Below are 16,356 nucleotides of genomic sequence, written 5' to 3'. Positions count from 1 at the left end.
CGAGCGGCCTGGGCGCCATCGTGGCGGTGATGAAGTTCCTCGGGCCGGAGCGCAAGCTGGACCTCGCGGCGCTGGCGCCGGACGTCGACAAGGTGTTCCGGCTGACGCGGATGGATACGGTTTTCGCGATTCACGGGGATGTCGACAGTGCCACGCGCCGCGCGGCCGGGTGAGCGGGCCGTGCCGGGCGGCCGGGCCGGGGCGGAGGCGGGGCTGCGCCTGTCGCTGACGATCCGGGCGACGCCGGAGGCCACGCGCGAGGCGGTGAGCGCCGTGCGCGGGCTGATGGCGCAGGCCGGGGCGGCGCCGGGCCTGCTGTTCCGGGTCGAGCTGGTGCTGGCGGAGGTGCTGAACAATATCGGCGAACATGCCTATGGCGGGGCCGGCGGGCGCGTGTGGCTGAAGGCGCGGATGGAGGGCGAGGCGCTCTGCGTGACGGTGGCCGACCGGGGCCGGCCGATGCCGGGCGGGACCATGCCGCCCGGTGGGCTGCCGGAGACGGAGGTGCCTTGCGAGCGGCAGCCGGAAGGCGGATTCGGCTGGTACCTGATTCACAGCCAAGCCGATGCGGTCCGATACAGCCGCGAGGCCGGGCAAAACACCCTTGGGTTGCGGTTTGCGCCGCGTGCGGGGGCGTGACGGGGCAAAAACCTTAATCTCGCCGCATTCATTACGAAAAACCGCCCGAAATGAACATCATAACCGGTCTTGTAGCTGCATATGGCTTCCCTCGGCGCCGCGTTTAACAGCCCCCACCCAGTGCGCGGCGTCGAGGTCTACCTCCCCTTCCCCTGAAAATCAGCAAAGTCACGCGCCGGCCCGCCGGTTTGTTGGCATTCCCGCGCGGCGGCCTTAGTGTCGCGGCAACAGGGAACAGAGGAGGGCTTTCATCTATGCGCGATCTTCATCTTCCGGGCCGTTCGCCCGTTCTGGCGGCGAACGGCATGTGCGCCACCTCTCACCCGCTCGCGGCGAAGGCGGCGGTGGGTATTCTCGAACGGGGCGGCAACGCGGTGGACGCGGCGATTGCCGGGGCCGTGCTGCTGGGAATCTGCGAGCCGCAGATGACCGGGATCGGCGGCGATTGCTTCGTACTGTTCAACGAGCCGGGACGCGACGAGGTGCGGGCGCTGAACGGGTCGGGCCGGGCGCCGGCGGCGGCGGATGCGGCGGCGCTGCGGGAGAAGGGGCACGAGACGGTGCCGGTGCACGGGGTCGAGGCGGTGACGGTGCCCGGCGCGGTGGATGCATTCTGTCGGTTGAGCGAGGATCACGGGCGGCTGGGACTGGACGCGGTGCTGGAGCCGGCGATCCACTATGCCGAGGCGGGCGTGCCGGTGGCCGAGCGGGTGGCGTTCGATTTCCCGAATGACGTGGCGGTGCTTCAGGGGCACGGGGTGGCGCATTATTCCGATGGCGGCCAACCGCTGACGGCGGGGCAGCTTTTCCGCGCGCCGGGGCAGGCGGAGGTTCTGCGCCGGGTGGCGAAGGATGGGCGCAAGGCGTTCTACGAGGGCGAGGTGGCCGAGGACATGCTGGCGGCGCTGGGCGACATGGGCGGCGTGCACACGGCCGAGGATTTCGCGGGGGTGGCCTGCGACTACGCCGATCCGGTGGCCGGGACATATGGCGGGGTGGAGCTGGTCGAGCATCCGCCGAACGGGCAGGGCGCGACGGCGATCCTGATGCTGAATATCCTCAGGCAGTTCGACATCGCCGGGATGGACCCGTGGGGCGCCGAGCGGGCGCATGTCGAGGCGGAGGCGGCGAAGCTCGCCTATGATGCGCGGAACCGGTTCATTGCCGATCCGGATCATACGGCGCGGCTGGATCACATGCTGGCGCCGGAGACGGCGGAGCGGCTGGCGGCGCTGATCGACCCGAAGCGGGCGATGGCCAAGGCGGCGCAGGTGGCCGAGGCGGTGCACAAGGACACGGTCTATATTACCGTGGTGGACCGCGACCGGATGGCGGTGTCGCTGATCTATTCGATCTTCCACGGGTTCGGGTCGGGCATTGCGTCGGAGAAGTTCGGCATCCTGTTCCAGAACCGGGGCGCGGGGTTCACCCTGACGCCGGGCCATCCCAACGAGCTGGGCGGCGGGAAGCGGCCGATGCACACGATCATTCCGGGCATACTGCGCGAGGGCGGCCGGGTGGTGATGCCGTTCGGGGTGATGGGCGGGGCCTATCAGCCGAACGGGCATGCGCGGTTCGTGAGCAACCTGCGCGATTTCGGCCTGTCGCCGCAGGCGGCGATCGACGCGCCGCGGAGTTTCGCCGATGGTGGCGCGCTGAAGGTCGAGCGTGGCTATCCGGAGGCGGTGCGGCGGGCGCTGGCGGATATGGGGCACGATGTCGTTGTGCCCGATGAGCCGATTGGCGGAGCGCAGGCGATCCTGATGCATGAGGGCGGCGTTCTGGAAGGCGGCAGCGATCCGCGCAAGGACGGGTGTGCGCTGGGGTATTGAGGCGTTTGTAGCGGTGCCTGTCGCGCCACGGGCCTGGCCCGGGGCCTCGGGTGGCTCGGGGGCCGGGACGGGCGGTGGGTTGGCACCCACCCTACGGGATGACGGTGAGGGGCGGGGTCGGGCCCGCCCGGCCCATCCGGGGAATGTAGGGTGGGTGCAAACCCACCGCCCGGTCAGTTCAATTGGAAATGCAGTGGGTAGTGGCCGTCTTCGAACGGGCCGAACAGGTCGGGGATGTCGGGGTGCCCCACCGGTTCGCCGGAATAGTCGGCGATCAGGTTCTGTTCGCTGACATAGGCGACGTAGTAGCTTTGGTCGTTCTCGGCCAGCAGGTGGTAGAACGGCTGTTCCTTCGACGGACGGCTTTCCTCGGGGAGGGATTCGTACCACTCCTCGGTATTGGAAAATTCGGGATCGACGTCGAAGACCACCCCCCGGAACGGATGCTTCCGGTGGCGCACGACTTGACCCAAATGATATTTCGCACGTGTCGTATACATTCAAAACAGCCCCTAAAGGCAGACATTACCCAATTCAAGGCCCGTTTGTCCAATGCCTGCTGGCGGAAGCGCGAGAAACAGTGTGTGAACCCGCCCATGACAGTAAAGGTGCCGGAATTCGGGATTTCCCAAGGCGCCGCGATGCGTTACAATGGTAAAAAAGACCAAAAAAAGAGCGAGAGGCAGATGAGCAGAACTCTTCGCGCGATTCTATTGATCTTGCTGGTGGGGTCGTGTGGCGGCCGCAGCAGCGGTCCCGCGCCCGACAACCTTGACGACGCCTGCGTGATCCTTCGCGAGCGTCCGCAATACGCCCGAGCCTTCCGTGCCGCCGAGCGGCAATGGGGGGTTCCCGTTCACGTGCAGATGGCCACGATCTACCAGGAGAGCAAGTTCGACGGGGAGGCGCGCACGCCCTTCCGCTGGACGCTCGGGGTGATCCCGATGGGCCGGATCAGTTCGGCCTATGGCTATAGCCAGGCGCTGGACGGCACGTGGGAGGAATATCTCGAGGAGCGCGGACGGTACAACGCGCGCCGCAACGATATCCACGATGCCGCCGATTTCATGGGCTGGTACATGGCGAAGACGACCCAGGACCTCGGCATTTCCCAGCATGACACGCGCAACCAGTACCTTGCCTATCACGAGGGGCGGGGCGGTTACCGGAGCGGCAGCTACAACAAGAAGGCGTGGCTGTTGCGGGTCGCCGACAAGACGGCGGCGCGGGCCAATACCTACCAGGCGCAGCTGGCGCGCTGCGGGCGGTACTGAAATGAAAGAGCCGCTGCCCGGGGTCGGGCGGCGGCTTTTTCTTTTGAACTCGGGCCTTTTCGTGGTGCACAGGGTGCGTTCATGCGCCGAGCGCGGAATCGAGGGCGCAGCCCGCCGCGCATCGACGGGCCGTCCGGACGGCACGGCGATTTGGCGAGGTCGGTGCAACGCAGGCAGGACAGAGGTGCGCGGCAGGGATAAAATGCCCATCACCCCTGTTGGATCGCCGCGCCACGGCCCGTCGACGCGCGGCTTATCAACGTAAGATATTATCGGTCGATCGTCTCGACGCCGACGCCCGGAATGACGAAGCGGTCATCTCCGATCGAGACGCCGGTTCTCAGGTCGCCCAGCACCACGGTCGTGCGGGTGCCGGTGTCGTCGGTGACGACCCACTGGCGCAATTCGACCGGGTTGTCGGTGAAGACCAGCTCGATGCTGCCGTAATCGGGATTATCCGGATCCTGCGCGCGTACCGTCGTCGTCTTGCCGTCGCTGTCATGGCCGGTGACCATGCGCTCGCGGGTGAAATCGACATTGTTGGCAAGCACGATCTTGAGCGGTGTGCGGTGCAGGGGATAGGCCTCGGGGCCGGTGTTCGACTTGGGGTCGATCACGCCGACGCGGGTGCCATCGGCGAGAACCAGAGTTTCCTCGGGCGGATCGTATTCGAAGCGCACCCGGCCGGGCCGCTTGATGTAGATCTGGCCGGTCGAGATCGTCTGATCCTCGTTGATCTGGGTGAACTTTCCCTGGGCGGTCTGGAAACCGTTGAGGTAACGGGAAATCTCGCCCAGCGAGAGCTTCTCGGCCGCCGCGGGCAGGGCCGCGAGAGAGAGGGCGGCCGAGGCAAGGAGGGTACGTATCATAGTCATGAGGCCTATTTAGGCGCTGGTGCGGGAAATTGCACCATGGCGATCACGGAAATTTGCGGTCGCGGTGGTATGGCGCCGATCCTGGCCAAAAGGAACGGGCCCCGGCGGGGCCCGTTCCGGTTTCGGGGTTCAAGCCGGTATCCGGGAGGAAATCAGCGGCTTGAATTGGCCCTGCCTGTGCTCGATGCGGAGGACGTGGCCGGGCTGCCGTCGTTCAGAACCATGCCGAGACCGGCCGCGAGAGCGACCGGAGAGGCGACCGCGCCCGCGGTCATGAGGCCCTGATTGGCGGCGGCGGGCATGCTCTGCGACGAGACGAACGGGTTGGACGCCGCTTTGGTTGCCGCTTCCTGCGCCGTGGCGGTGGCGGCAAGAGCGGCGGTGATCGCGGTACATGCGAGGACGGTGGTCGTTTTCTTCATGGCGTGCTCCGTGAGTGTTGGCCAGAGTGTGAGCCTGGCGTGAGTGGCTAACGGAGCAAGGCATACGGGCGCGCGCCGGGCGTCGCAAAGGAAGGCAGGACCGGGGGCGCGGACCGGCGGGCCGGCGCACAAATCCCGGGATCGGGTAAGCGCGGCACCGCTTGTGCCGGGGGCGCGGGCGTTCGGCGGGGGCGCGGCGTGCCCAAACTCTGCGCAACAGGCAGGCCGTTGCCGACATTATGTACCCTGGCGGACATGGGGTGACGTGGCCCCGGAGCGGGGCAGGGGGGTCAGGCCCCGGCGCATTGGCCGGGGCCGGTCACTTTACTGCTCGGGGACGAGGATCTCGCGCTTGCCGACGTGGTTGGCCGGGCTGACGACGCCTTCGTCCTCCATCTGCTCGACGAGGCGCGCGGCCTTGTTGTAGCCGATGGCCAGCTTGCGCTGGATATAGGAGGTCGAGCATTTTCGGTCGGTGATGGCGATCTGCACGGCCTGGTCGTAGAGCGCGTCCTCGCCATCGGTGTTGCCGCCGGTGTTGAGGCCGAGCACCGCGTCGATGTCGCTGGCCTTCTCGTCCTCGGGGCCGTCCTGCACGCCGCCGACATAGTCGGGCGGGCCGTAGGCCTTGAGGTGGCTGACCACTTCCTCGACTTCCTCGTCCGACACAAACGGCCCGTGGCAGCGGGTGATCTTGCCGCCGCCGGCCATGTAGAGCATGTCGCCCATGCCGAGGAGCTGTTCGGCGCCCATTTCGCCGAGGATGGTGCGGCTGTCGACCTTGGAGGTCACCTGGAAGGAGATCCGGGTCGGGAAGTTGGCCTTGATCGTGCCGGTGATGACGTCGACCGAGGGGCGCTGGGTGGCCATGATCAGGTGGATGCCGGAGGCGCGGGCCATCTGGGCGAGGCGCTGGATGCAGGCCTCGATCTCCTTGCCGGCGACCATCATCAGGTCGGCCATCTCGTCGACGATGACGACGATGAAGGGCATCTTCTCGGGGGCGAATTCCTCGGTCTCGAAGACGGGTTCGCCGGTGTCGTCGTCGAAGCCGGTCTGGACGGTGCGCGAGAACATCTCGCCGCGCGAGAGCGCGTCTTCGACGCGGCTGTTGTAGCCGTCGATGTTGCGCACGCCCATCTTGGACATCTTGCGGTAGCGTTCCTCCATCTCGGCCACGACCCATTTCAGGGCGACGACGGCCTTCTTCGGGTCGGTCACCACGGGCGAGAGCAGGTGCGGGATGCCGTCATAGACGGACAGTTCCAGCATCTTGGGGTCGATCATGATCAGGCGGCATTCCTCGGGCGTGAGCTTGTAGAGGAGGCTGAGGATCATGGTGTTGATGGCCACGGACTTGCCCGAGCCGGTGGTGCCGGCGATGAGCAGGTGGGGCATCTTGGCGAGGCTGGAGATCACCGGGTCGCCGCCGATATCCTTGCCGAGCGCGAGCGGCAGGCGCATGTTGCTGTCGCCGAAATCGCGGGAGGCGAGGAGTTCGCGCAGGACGACCATCTCGCGGTGGTCGTTGGGCAGCTCGATACCGATGACGCTGCGGCCCGGCACGGTGGAGACGCGGGCCGAGAGCGCCGACATGGAGCGGGCGATGTCGTCGGCCAGCCCGATCACGCGGGAGGCCTTGAGGCCGGGCGCCGGTTCCAGCTCGTACATGGTGACGACGGGGCCGGGGCGGACCGAGACGATCTCGCCCTTGACGCCGTAATCGTCGAGCACGTTTTCCAGCATCCGGGCGTTTTCCTCGAGCGCCTCGTCGCTGAGGTGGAGGCGTTCGATCCTGGCCGGGTTGGTCAGCAGGCTGAGGGCGGGGAGCTCGAACTCGACCTGCGGCTTGTCCTCGAACTGCAGGGCGGGCTGGGCCTCGGCCTGGGCGCGGGCGGAGGGTTGCGGCGCCTTACGCGGCGGGTGCTGCACGACCTTCTTCGGCTCGGCCGCGGGGACGCGGGGGCGGGCCTGCATGACCGGTTCGGGGGGCGTGTCGTCGCCGTCGAGATAGACGTTGTAATCGTCATCATCCCAGGCGTCGTCATACGCGTTGCCGGCGGCGAAATCGTTGACCATCTGCGGCGCGGGGGCCGGGGCCGCGGGGATATGGGCCGCGGTGAGCGGCGGCTCGGGCGGCAGTTTCGCCGGGCGCGGCGCGAGCAGCAGCGGGTCGGGGCCACGGCCGCGACCCTTGGTCAGCGGCTTGTCATGGGGGATGACCGGGGCCGCGACCTCGTCCTCGGCCGGGCGGCGGCGCGAGCGGACGGCGTCGGCGATCTTGGCGCGGATGCGGTCGGGGCCGGGGCTGTCGGGCGTTTCGCCGTGATAGGAGCGGTCGATCAGCTCGGGCTCGGGCTCCGGCTCGGGGCGGCGGATGAGCGAGGGCATCCGGGCCAGCAGGCCGCCGGATTTCTCGGGCTCGGGCCTGGCGGCCGGTTTCTGTGCCGCCGCCATGGGCTGCGGTGCGGCGCGGCGGGTGGCGGCGGGCGCGGCATGGAGGGCCGGCTCGGCGCGCAACTGGCGCGTGGGTGCGGCGGGCACGATGCGGGCGGCGCGTTCCTCTTCCTCGGCGTAGGCGGCTTCCTCGGCGCGGCGTTCGGCGCGGCGCTGGAGGTGGCCCTGGACGCCGGACTTGAGCCCCATCGAGGCCTGCGCCGCCCCGCTGGCGCCGCGGCCGAGGGCCGAGCGCAGGGCGACATAGGTCATGATCACGCCGACCAGCAGGAAGCGGGCGGCAAGGAGGAGTTCGCGGCGCGAGGCGCCCAGCACGAAGAGGCCCACGGTGACGGCGAGGCCGGCCATGATCAGCGACAGGAGCTTGAGGCTGAGCCCCGCGCCGAAGGGCATGATGCCGAGGAAGGTGGCCAGAACGGTATCGCCGAATAGCCCGCCGAGGCCGAAGCTGTGGGTGGCGGCCCAGCTTGTGCCCGGGGTCAGCGTGGCGGCGAAGAGCGACAGCAGCGCCAGCCAGATCGGCGCGAAGATCAGCCGGCTGACCGCGCGTTCCTCGCCCCGGTGGAGGGTGAAGCGCAGGCCCCAGACGCAGATCATCACGGCAAAGCCCAGCGCGCCCCAGCCGATCACCATGAACACGGTGGCCGCCAGCGAGGCGCCGAGATGGCCCATCCAGTTCTTCACCGGCGCGTCGGTGGCCGACATCCAGCTCGGGTCGTCGGGGTGGTAGGACAGGATCATCGCCGTCGCCATCATGCCGATCGCCAGCAGGACAAGCCCGGCAAGTTCCTTGCCGCGCTTCTCGATCGCCTCGGCCATCGAACTGTCAAGCAACGGGTCGCGCCCGCGTGTCTGGTATGCCATGTTTCGCCTCGTCCTCGTTCATGTGTAGAGACAGTCGCGCAGCCGTGTGAGGCCCTCCGCCATCTCGTCTTTTGGGGCCACCATCGCGGCCCGGATGTAAGTCTTGCCGGGGTTTCCGGCGTCTGTGTCGCGGCTGAGATAGGCGCCGGGGAGCACCCGGACGCCGGTCTTCTTCCAGAGCCGCAGCGCCGCTTCCTCGCCATCCGCCACGGGCAGCCAGAGGAAGAACCCGGCCTCGGGCGGGTTGTAGCCCGGCACGCGGTGCATGATCTGGTCGGCCAGCGCGTATTTCTCCTGGTAGAGGGCGCGGTTCTCCTCGACATGCGCCTCGTCGGCCCAGAGCTTTTCGGCCGCGCGCTGCAGCGGCATGGGCAGGGGTGCGCCGGCATAGGCGCGGAGCTGTTTCAGGCGGCGGATCGACTCTGGCCCGCCCGCCACGAAGCCCGAGCGCAGGCCCGGCAGGTTCGAGCGTTTCGACAGGCTGTGGAAGATCAGCACGCGCTCGGGGTCGGCGCCCATTTCCTGGGCCACCTGCAGGGCGCCGACGGGCGGTTCATCCCGGTAGATCTCGGAATAGCATTCGTCGGCGAAGATCTTGAAATCGTAGAGCTCGGCCAGGCCGATCAGGTGGGCCCAGTCCTCGCGCGTGGCGATGGCGCCCTGCGGATTGGAGGGCGAGCAGAGATAGGCCACGGTGACCTGGTTGAGGATGTCGCCCGGCACCTCGCTGAAATCGGGCAGGAAGCCGTTTTCCTTGGTGGCGGGCAGGAACACGGGTTCCGCGCCGACGCTGAGGGCGGCGACCATGTAGACCTGGTAGAACGGGTTGGGGATGAGGACCATCGGCCACTTGCCGTTCTTCGCCTCGGGGCAGAGCGCCATCATGGCGTTGTAGAGCCCCTCGCGGGTGCCGTTGAGCGCCATCACCTGGGTGTCGGGCTTGAGCGTGACCTTGTAGCGGCGCTTGACCCAGTCGCAGATCGACTGGCGCAGCTCGGGCGTGCCCTCGTTCACGGGGTAGTTGCCGAACTCGTGGGCGTGATCCGTGATGACATCGGTGATCCAGGCCGGAAACGGGTGTTTCGGCTCGCCAATGGTCATATGCAACGTGTCGCCGCCGGGTTTGTGCGAATCCAGCAACGCCCGCAAACGCGGGAATGCATATTCCGGTAGGTTCGAAAACCGCTCGGGAAACATCTCGTCCTGCCTCAGATACCGGGATCGTTGGTGCCCCGTTTGCATAAAATGTACCGGAGGACTTGCATCAGGTCCAGCGAAACCAATGCCTTGACAAGGTGTTGTGGCATTTTGGCAGCCGGTCAGGCGGGTGCCGTCAGGGTGCCCTGTTCGATGAGTTTCGCCAGCGATTCCACATCGTTGGTCAGGGGGCGGTCGGTGTCGATCCGCGGCGAGGCGGCGCGGATGGCGCGGTAGAGGCGGGCCATGGGCGGGCCGAGATCGGCGGTGATGTCGCGGAGGTCGGCCGCCTGGGCGCCGACCATCAGCTCGATCGCGGTCAGGCGGCGGCCGAGGTCGTTGATGCGGGTGAGGGTGCGGGCGGCGACCGGGGCGGAGGTGAGGCTGTCCTCGACGCCGTTGGCGTTGATCGAGGGCCAGACGGGCTGGGGCATGGCGGCCTGGGTGATCTCGGCGGCGAGGTCCTCGGCCAGCTTGAGCACCGGCGCGAAGGCGTTGGAGCCGCTGTCGGGCCGGGCGAGGAAGAGGGGGAGGGCGGTGAAATCCGGGTCCATCATGCGGGCGATGCGGGCGACCTGGCCCATGGCGAGGTGCTGCCAGGCGCGGGAGACGGATTCGAGGGCGAGGCCCAGTTCGGTGCTGTGATAGCCGCCGCAGGAGATGACCTCGCCGGTTTCGGCGATGGCGATGGGGTTGTCGGAGGCGCCGTTGAGTTCGGTCTCGACGACGGGGCGGGCGTTGGCGAGGGCGGCGGCGGTGCCGCCGTGAATCTGGACGGTGTTGCGCAGGGAGAGCGGATCCTGCAGGCGGCGGGCAGTGCCGGGCTGCCAGAGCGCGGAGCCTTCGAGCAGGGTGCGGAGGTCTTGGGCGGCGATGGTCTGGCCGGGCAGGGGCTTGGCGGCGAGCGCCCGGGGGTCGAGCGGGGTGAGGTTGGCGCGGAAGCCTTCCATGGTCAGGCAGGCCGCCGCCTGGGCCGCGGCGAAGCCGGTCAGCGCCCCGTCGAGCGCCAGCGCGCCGAGCCCGGCGGAAAAGCCGGTGTGGTTGGCGAGCGCCAGCCCGTCGCGCGGGGCGAGCTGCAGCGGTTCGATACCGGCGGCGCGGAGCATGTCGGCGGCGGGGCCTTCCTGTCCGTCGGGGCCGGTCATGCGGCCTTCGCCGATGAGGGCAAGGGCAACCGTGGCGTTCAGCACGAGGTCGCCGCCGCCGATCGAGCCGAGCCCGCCCGCGACCGGCACGAGGTTGGCGTCGATGACCTTCGCCAGGTAATCCGCCACTTCCGGCCGCGCGCCGCTATAGCCGGTGAGGAGCGTGTTGAGCCGGGCCAGCATCAGGGCACGAACGGTGTCGCGCGGCATGGGATCGCCCACGGCGTGGGCCCGGCCGCGGATGGTTTGCAGGGAGAAGCCGGCGAGCGTGTCGGCATCGAGCGCCTCGGTCGAGCGGGCGCCGAGGCCGGTGGTGACGCCGTAGACGGGGACGCGGTTGGCGATGGCGTGGTCGATCAGCGCGCGGGTCTCTCGCATCTTCGCCAGCCCGCTCTCGGCCAGCGCCACGCCGCCCGTGCCGCGCGCCGCCGTCGCCAGTGCCTCGACCGTCAGTCCCGTCCCGTCCAGCAGCAGCTTTGCCATGAGCCGTCTTTCATCTTTCCCAAAATACTCAAATTCCGACGCAGGCCACGGGCGTCACGCCAGCGCCTTTTCGACCGCGCTGGCCACGCGCAGCAGGTGCTCCTCGCCGAAGGGTTTGCCGCAGAGCATCAGCCCGCAGCTTGGCGTGCCGGTGGGCAGGCTCATCGAGGCGAGCCCCATCAGGTTGGCGACGCGGGTGTTGCGCAGGGTGAGCAGGTTCTCGGTCACGTAGAACGCGTCATCGGTCATCAGGCGTTCGGCATTGGGTGGCAGGTTTGGGGCCGAGGGCAGGATCACCGCGTCGTAGCCCGCGACGCGCGCGTGCCAGTCGCGGCGGAGCTGTTCGAGGCGGCGCCATGCGGCGACATAGGTGGGGGCGGAGATGTCACGGCCGCCGCGGAAGCGTTCGAGGATGGGTTTGAACATGCGGTCGGGCGCGGCCTCGATCGTGTCGTGCCAGATGCCGTAGGCCTCGGCGGTGAAGAGCACGCCGGACATGGGCATGGCTTCTTCGATCTCGGGCGAGTCGATGGGCTCGACGGTGGCGCCGGCGTCCTTGAGGCGTTCCACGGCGTCGGCATAGGCCTTGGCGGGGCCGTCGCGTACGTCATCCATCACCACGGTTTGCAGGGCGGCGAAGCGGGCGCCCTTGAGGGTGGCGCCTTTGAGGTCGGCCGGATTTGTGCCTTCGAGTGCGGCGAGGACGAGGGCGCAATCCTCGACCGAGCGGGAGAGGGGGCCGACGGTGTCGAACTTCTCGCAAAGCGGCACGACGCCGGTGAGCGGGATGCGGCCGGAGGTGGTCTTGAGGCCCGTGAGGTCGTTCCACGCCGAGGGGATGCGGACCGAGCCGCCGGTATCGCTGCCGATGCCGCAGGCGGCGAGGCCGTGGGCGACGCTGGCCGCCGCGCCGGAGGAGGAGCCGCCGGGCACCGCCTCGGGGTCGTTGATGTTGGGGGGCGTGGCCGTCATCGGGTTGAGGCCCAGGCCGGAGAAGGCGAACTCGCTCATATGGGTCTTGCCGAGGCAGACGAGCCCGGCGCGGGTGGCGGTGGCGAGCACCGGCGCGTCATGCGCGGGCACGCGGTCTTCCAGCAGGCGGGAGCCGGAGCAGGTGGCGAGGCCGGCCGTGTCGAACAGGTCTTTCCAGCTGACCGGCACGCCGTCGAGGGGGCCGAGGCGGAGTTTTGCGTCGGCGCGTGCCTTGGCGGCCTTCGCCTCAGCACGGGCGCGGTCGTGGGTGACGATGGTGTAGATGCGGTCGCGGGCGGGGTGGGCGTCGATGGCGGAAAGGTAGGTGTCGCAGAGGGTGACCGGGTCGATCTCGCCCTTCTCGATGCCGCGGCCGAGCTCGGCCGCCGTCATGTGAAGCCAGTCTTTCATGCCTGTTGTCCCTTCCTGCCCGTGTCTTCGGAAAGCGACCGTAGCGGCAGTGCGGCGCATGGACAATCCCGCAGCGCTGTCCATATTGAGGGGCATGAGCGAGATGAGCGATATCCTGATCGTCGGCGGGGGCTTGAACGGCCCGGCGCTGGCATTGGCGCTGGCCCAGGCGGGGCGCAGCGTGACCGTGATCGATGCCTTGACCGAGACCGTGCGCAAGGATGCCGCGTTCGATGGGCGGGGCTATGCGCTGGCGCTGGCCTCGGTCCGTCTGTTGCGGCGGATCGGTGTGTGGGAGCGGGTCGAGGACCATGCCCAGCCGATGCTGGAGATCAAGGTGTCGGACGGGCGCGCGGGGGAGGGGCCGTCGCCGTTCTTCCTGCATTTCGACCATGCCGAGATCGAGGAAGGCCCGATGGGGCACATGATCGAGGATCGGTATCTGCGGCGGGCCTTGCTGGAGGCGATGGGCGCGGCCGATGGCATCACCCAGATCACCGACAGCGTGGCGGCGCAGGAGGTGGACGCGCGGGGTGTGACGCTGACGCTCGCGTCGGGGGAAACCGTATCGGGCCGGATGGTCGTGGGCTGCGACGGGCGCGCGTCGGGGACGGCGGCACGGGCCGGGATACGGCGCACCGGCTGGGGCTATGGGCAGACGGCGCTGGTGGCGGCGGTGGCGCATGAGTTGCCGCATCACGGGATCGCGCACCAGTTCTTCATGCCGCCCGGGCCGCTGGCGATCTTGCCGCTGCCGGGGAACGTGAGCTCGATCGTGTGGAGCGAGAGCGAGGAGACGGCGGCGGCGTTCGCCGCGCTGAGTGATGAGGATTTCATGGAGGTGCTGCGGCCGCGTTTCGGCGATTTCCTTGGGGAAATCAGCCTGAAGGGCAAGCGCTATACCTATCCGCTGGGCCTGACCATCGCCAACAGCTTCGTGGCCGAGCGGCTGGCGCTTGTCGGCGACGCAGCGCACGGGATGCATCCGATTGCCGGGCAGGGGCTGAATGCCGGGCTGCGCGATGTGGGGGCGCTGGCGCAGGTGCTGGGCGAGGCCGCGCGGCGGGGCGAGGATTTCGCGGCGCCGGATGTTCTGGCGCGCTACCAGCAGTGGCGGCGGTTCGATACGGCGACGCTGGCGGCGGTGACGGATGCGACGAACCGGCTGTTTTCGAACGACAATCCCGTGCTGCGGCTGGGTCGCGATATCGGGATGGGCGTGCTTGGCGCGATGCCGGGGCTGCGGCGCGGGTTCATTCGCGAGGCGGCGGGGATTACCGGTGATCTGCCGGAGTTGATGAAGGGTTGAGATTTGGGGCGCTGCCCCACGTTGAAATCCTGAGGGATTTCAACGCCCCCCGGGATATTTTTGGCCAGAAGAAGCTCAGGTGCCTGTGTATTCCAGCAGGCGGATGAAGGTGTCGCCGTAGCGGCGCTCGTCGATCTGGGTGAGGCCGTCTGGCGGGGTGATGTCGGCGCTTTCTTCCCAGACGATCAGGGCGTCATCGGCGAGCCAGCCCTGTGTGATGGCGGCGGCGAGGGCCTGTTCGCCCAGGCCCTTGCCGTAGGGCGGGTCGAGGAAGACGAGGGTGCAGGGCGCGGGGGCGGGGCCGGGTTTGCGGGCGTCGCGGGGGAGGATCTGGGTCAGGTCCTCGGCGCCGCAGAGGCGGATGTTTTCGCGCAGGAGTTTCTGGGCGGTGCGGCCGTTCTCGACGAAGGTGACGTGGGCCGCGCCGCGGGAGAGGGCCTCGAGCCCCAGGGCGCCGGTGCCGGCGAAGAGGTCGAGCACGCGGGCGTCGTCCAGCCGGTCGGCATGGGCGTTGGCGAGCACGTTGAAGAGGCTTTCGCGCACCCGGTCGGAGGTAGGGCGGAGATGCGCCGCCGCATCGCCCTTGCCCACAGAGGCCAGCCGGCGGCCGCGGAAGGCGCCGCCGATGATCCTCATGCCTTCAGGAGCGCCTTGAGATCGGTGTCGACATTCTCGATCGCGTCGGGATCGGGGGATTTGCCGGCGTCGATCAGGCGTTTGCCGACCATGTAGGCGCGGGCGTCGTTCATGGCGTCGACGGCGAGCAGGGTGTCGCCCTTGTAGTACCAGAAGGAGGCCGCGTTCTCATGCTCGCCCGGGCGGGCGATCACGCGGTCATAGCCGGTGTTCAGCCCGGCGATCTGCAGCTTGACGTCGTACTGGTCGGACCAGAACCACGGCTGGGGGACGTAAGCCTTGTCGGCGCCCATGATGTTCTCGGCCACGAGTTCGGCCATGTCGATGGCGTTGGGCACGCTTTCCTGCCGGATGCGGGCGCCGTCATGGGGGAAGGAGGCGCAATCGCCCGCGGCCCAGATGGCGGGGTCGGAGGTGCGGCCGTGTTCGTCGGTCTTGATGCCGTTCTCGACCTCGAGCCCGGCGGCCTCGGCCAGGGCCGTGGCCGGCGTGATGCCGACGCCGACGATGACGAAATCGGTTTCGATTTCGGAGCCGTCGGAGAGGCGGGCGCCGGTGACGTGGCCCTCGCCCGTCAGGGTCTCGAGGCCCACGCCCTCGCGGATGTTAACGCCGTGGTCGGTGTGGAGCTTGCGGAAATAGTCGGAGGTTTCGCGGCAGGCGACGCGCTGGAGGATGCGGTCGGCCATTTCCACCAGCGTGACCTTGAGCCCGCGGGAGGCCGCGACCGCCGCCGCCTCGAGCCCGATATAGCCGCCGCCGACGATCAACACGCGTTTGCCCTCGGTGAACTCGGGCGCCATCGTGTCGACATCGTTCAGGTCGCGCACCACGTAGACGCCGCGCAGCTCTCCGCCGATGCTGCCGGGCAGGCGGCGGGGGACGGAGCCGGTGGTGAGCACGAGATGCTCGTAGGGGATGGATTTGCCGCCGGCGACGACCACCTTGCCCTGCCGGTCGATGGCATCGGCGCGGGTGTCGAGATGCAGGTCGATCCCGTTCTCGCCATAGAAGCTTTCGGGGCGGAGGAAGAGGCGTTCCAGCTCCATTTCGCCGAGCAGGTATTTCTTGGAGAGCGGCGGGCGCTGGTAGGGCGGCGCGTGTTCTTCTCCGATGAGGGTGATGCTGCCCTCGTAGCCCAGCGCGCGCAGTTTGCTCACCAGCGAGGCGCCTGCCTGCCCCGCTCCGATCACGACTATGCCGGGCATGCCCGATCCTCCCGATTTATCATGGTCAGTGTGTCGACGTGACCCTATATCTACCCCCGATGGAAACGCAATTGATAGACAGGATGCGACAATGACGATCACTGTTGGCGACAAGCTTCCCGATGCAACTCTGGTTCAGATGGGGGGCGAAGGGCCGGAACCGGTCGAGCTTTCCTCGAAAACCGATGGCCGCAAGGTCGTGATCTTCGCCGTGCCGGGCGCGTTCACGCCCACCTGCCATTCCGCGCATGTGCCGAGCTTCATCCGCACCAAGGACCTGTTTGCCGAGAAGGGCGTGGACGAGATCATCTGCGTCAGCGTGAACGACCCGTTCGTGATGGGCAGCTGGGGCGAGGCGACCGGCGCGTCGGCGGCCGGGATCACCATGCTGAGCGATCCGGAGGCCAAGTTCACCAAGGCGATCGGGATGAATTTCTCGGCCCCGCCCGCGGGGCTGATCGACCGCTCGAAGCGCTACGCGATGCTGGTGGAAGACGGCAAGGTGAGCCGTCTGAACCTCGAAGACAGCCCCGGCACCTGTGAAGTGTCGGCGGGCGAGGGCCTTCTGGCCGAAATGTAAGCCCGCGGGGCTTTGCCGGGGCGGGCCCAAGCGCCGCGCCCCGGCTTTCATC

The 16,356-nt window shown here is 68.3% G+C and carries 14 protein-coding genes and 1 pseudogene; 6 read left to right on the top strand and 9 right to left on the bottom strand.

The genetic code is table 11. From position 1 onward, the window contains the following. The 3 genes and pseudogenes from ACO07J_RS01515 to ACO07J_RS01505 all read left to right on the top strand — a co-directional run. Positions 1–173, top strand: a pseudogene (locus ACO07J_RS01515) (anti-sigma factor antagonist); the annotation flags it as partial. Beyond that, the gene (locus tag ACO07J_RS01510) at positions 148–639 is read left to right on the top strand and encodes an ATP-binding protein (RefSeq protein ID WP_422025625.1); all 492 of its coding nucleotides are present in this window, start codon (positions 148–150) and stop codon (positions 637–639) included. The pseudogene ACO07J_RS01515 and the gene ACO07J_RS01510, both read left to right, overlap by 26 nt. A 254-nt stretch (positions 640–893) precedes the next feature. Then, on the top strand, positions 894–2,471 hold the full coding sequence (locus ACO07J_RS01505) for a gamma-glutamyltransferase family protein (protein ID WP_422025623.1): 1,578 nt from the start codon (positions 894–896) through the stop codon (positions 2,469–2,471). Between the two features lie 173 nt (positions 2,472–2,644). Here the strand turns inward: ACO07J_RS01505 and hspQ are convergent, their stop codons facing one another. Beyond that, entirely contained in the window at positions 2,645–2,971 is a 327-nt protein-coding gene (gene hspQ, locus ACO07J_RS01500; protein ID WP_300894841.1) for a heat shock protein HspQ, read from the bottom strand. Between the two features lie 186 nt (positions 2,972–3,157). Here hspQ and ACO07J_RS01495 point away from each other — a divergent pair, with 186 nt between their 5' ends. Next, the gene (locus ACO07J_RS01495; RefSeq protein ID WP_422025621.1) at positions 3,158–3,745 is read left to right on the top strand and encodes a lytic transglycosylase; all 588 of its coding nucleotides are present in this window, start codon (positions 3,158–3,160) and stop codon (positions 3,743–3,745) included. Positions 3,746–4,014: 269 nt separating this feature from the next. On the opposite strand, the gene ACO07J_RS01490 is transcribed toward ACO07J_RS01495, so the two are convergent. The 6 genes from ACO07J_RS01490 to ACO07J_RS01465 all read right to left on the bottom strand — a co-directional run bounded on the left by ACO07J_RS01490 (position 4,015) and on the right by ACO07J_RS01465 (position 12,571). Beyond that, positions 4,015–4,620, bottom strand: coding sequence for a LolA family protein (locus ACO07J_RS01490; RefSeq protein WP_422025619.1), 606 nt, complete (start codon positions 4,618–4,620; stop codon positions 4,015–4,017). A 152-nt stretch (positions 4,621–4,772) separates the two neighbouring features. Next, positions 4,773–5,042, bottom strand: coding sequence for a hypothetical protein (locus ACO07J_RS01485; protein ID WP_422025617.1), 270 nt, complete (start codon positions 5,040–5,042; stop codon positions 4,773–4,775). A 324-nt stretch (positions 5,043–5,366) separates the two neighbouring features. Then, a complete protein-coding gene (locus ACO07J_RS01480; protein ID WP_422025615.1) occupies positions 5,367–8,363 on the bottom strand; it encodes a DNA translocase FtsK in 2,997 nt (998 codons plus the stop codon). An 18-nt stretch (positions 8,364–8,381) separates the two neighbouring features. Continuing rightward, positions 8,382–9,560, bottom strand: a complete 1,179-nt coding sequence (locus ACO07J_RS01475) for an aminotransferase class I/II-fold pyridoxal phosphate-dependent enzyme (RefSeq protein WP_422025613.1) — start codon at positions 9,558–9,560, stop codon at positions 8,382–8,384. A 122-nt stretch (positions 9,561–9,682) separates the two neighbouring features. Further along, positions 9,683–11,188, bottom strand: a complete 1,506-nt coding sequence (locus tag ACO07J_RS01470) for an HAL/PAL/TAL family ammonia-lyase (protein ID WP_422025611.1) — start codon at positions 11,186–11,188, stop codon at positions 9,683–9,685. 54 nt (positions 11,189–11,242) lie between these two features. Next, positions 11,243–12,571 (bottom strand): amidase, encoded by a 1,329-nt coding sequence (locus ACO07J_RS01465; RefSeq protein ID WP_422025609.1) that lies wholly within the window; start codon positions 12,569–12,571, stop codon positions 11,243–11,245. Between the two features lie 58 nt (positions 12,572–12,629). On the opposite strand from ACO07J_RS01465, the gene ACO07J_RS01460 reads away from it, so the two are divergent. After that, entirely contained in the window at positions 12,630–13,880 is a 1,251-nt protein-coding gene (locus tag ACO07J_RS01460; RefSeq protein WP_422025607.1) for an FAD-dependent monooxygenase, read from the top strand. Positions 13,881–13,955: 75 nt separating this feature from the next. Here the strand turns inward: ACO07J_RS01460 and rsmD are convergent, their stop codons facing one another. Together rsmD and ACO07J_RS01450 are read right to left on the bottom strand one after the other, a co-directional pair. Further along, positions 13,956–14,516, bottom strand: coding sequence for a 16S rRNA (guanine(966)-N(2))-methyltransferase RsmD (gene rsmD, locus ACO07J_RS01455; protein WP_422025605.1), 561 nt, complete (start codon positions 14,514–14,516; stop codon positions 13,956–13,958). Beyond that, positions 14,513–15,724, bottom strand: coding sequence for an NAD(P)/FAD-dependent oxidoreductase (locus ACO07J_RS01450; RefSeq protein ID WP_422025603.1), 1,212 nt, complete (start codon positions 15,722–15,724; stop codon positions 14,513–14,515). The genes rsmD and ACO07J_RS01450 overlap by 4 nt, the downstream gene beginning before the upstream one ends. Positions 15,725–15,815: 91 nt before the next feature. Between ACO07J_RS01450 and ACO07J_RS01445 the strand changes: the two genes are divergently transcribed. Continuing rightward, positions 15,816–16,304 carry a peroxiredoxin gene (locus tag ACO07J_RS01445; protein ID WP_422025602.1) on the top strand — a complete coding sequence of 163 codons (489 nt, stop codon included), beginning with the start codon at positions 15,816–15,818 and terminating at the stop codon, positions 16,302–16,304. Positions 16,305–16,356 lie beyond the last annotated feature (52 nt).

It is taken from the genome of Roseovarius sp. (assembly GCF_965228755.1).
Classification (GTDB): Bacteria; Pseudomonadota; Alphaproteobacteria; order Rhodobacterales; family Rhodobacteraceae; genus Roseovarius.
This window is presented reverse-complemented; position numbering and strand designations above follow the sequence as displayed.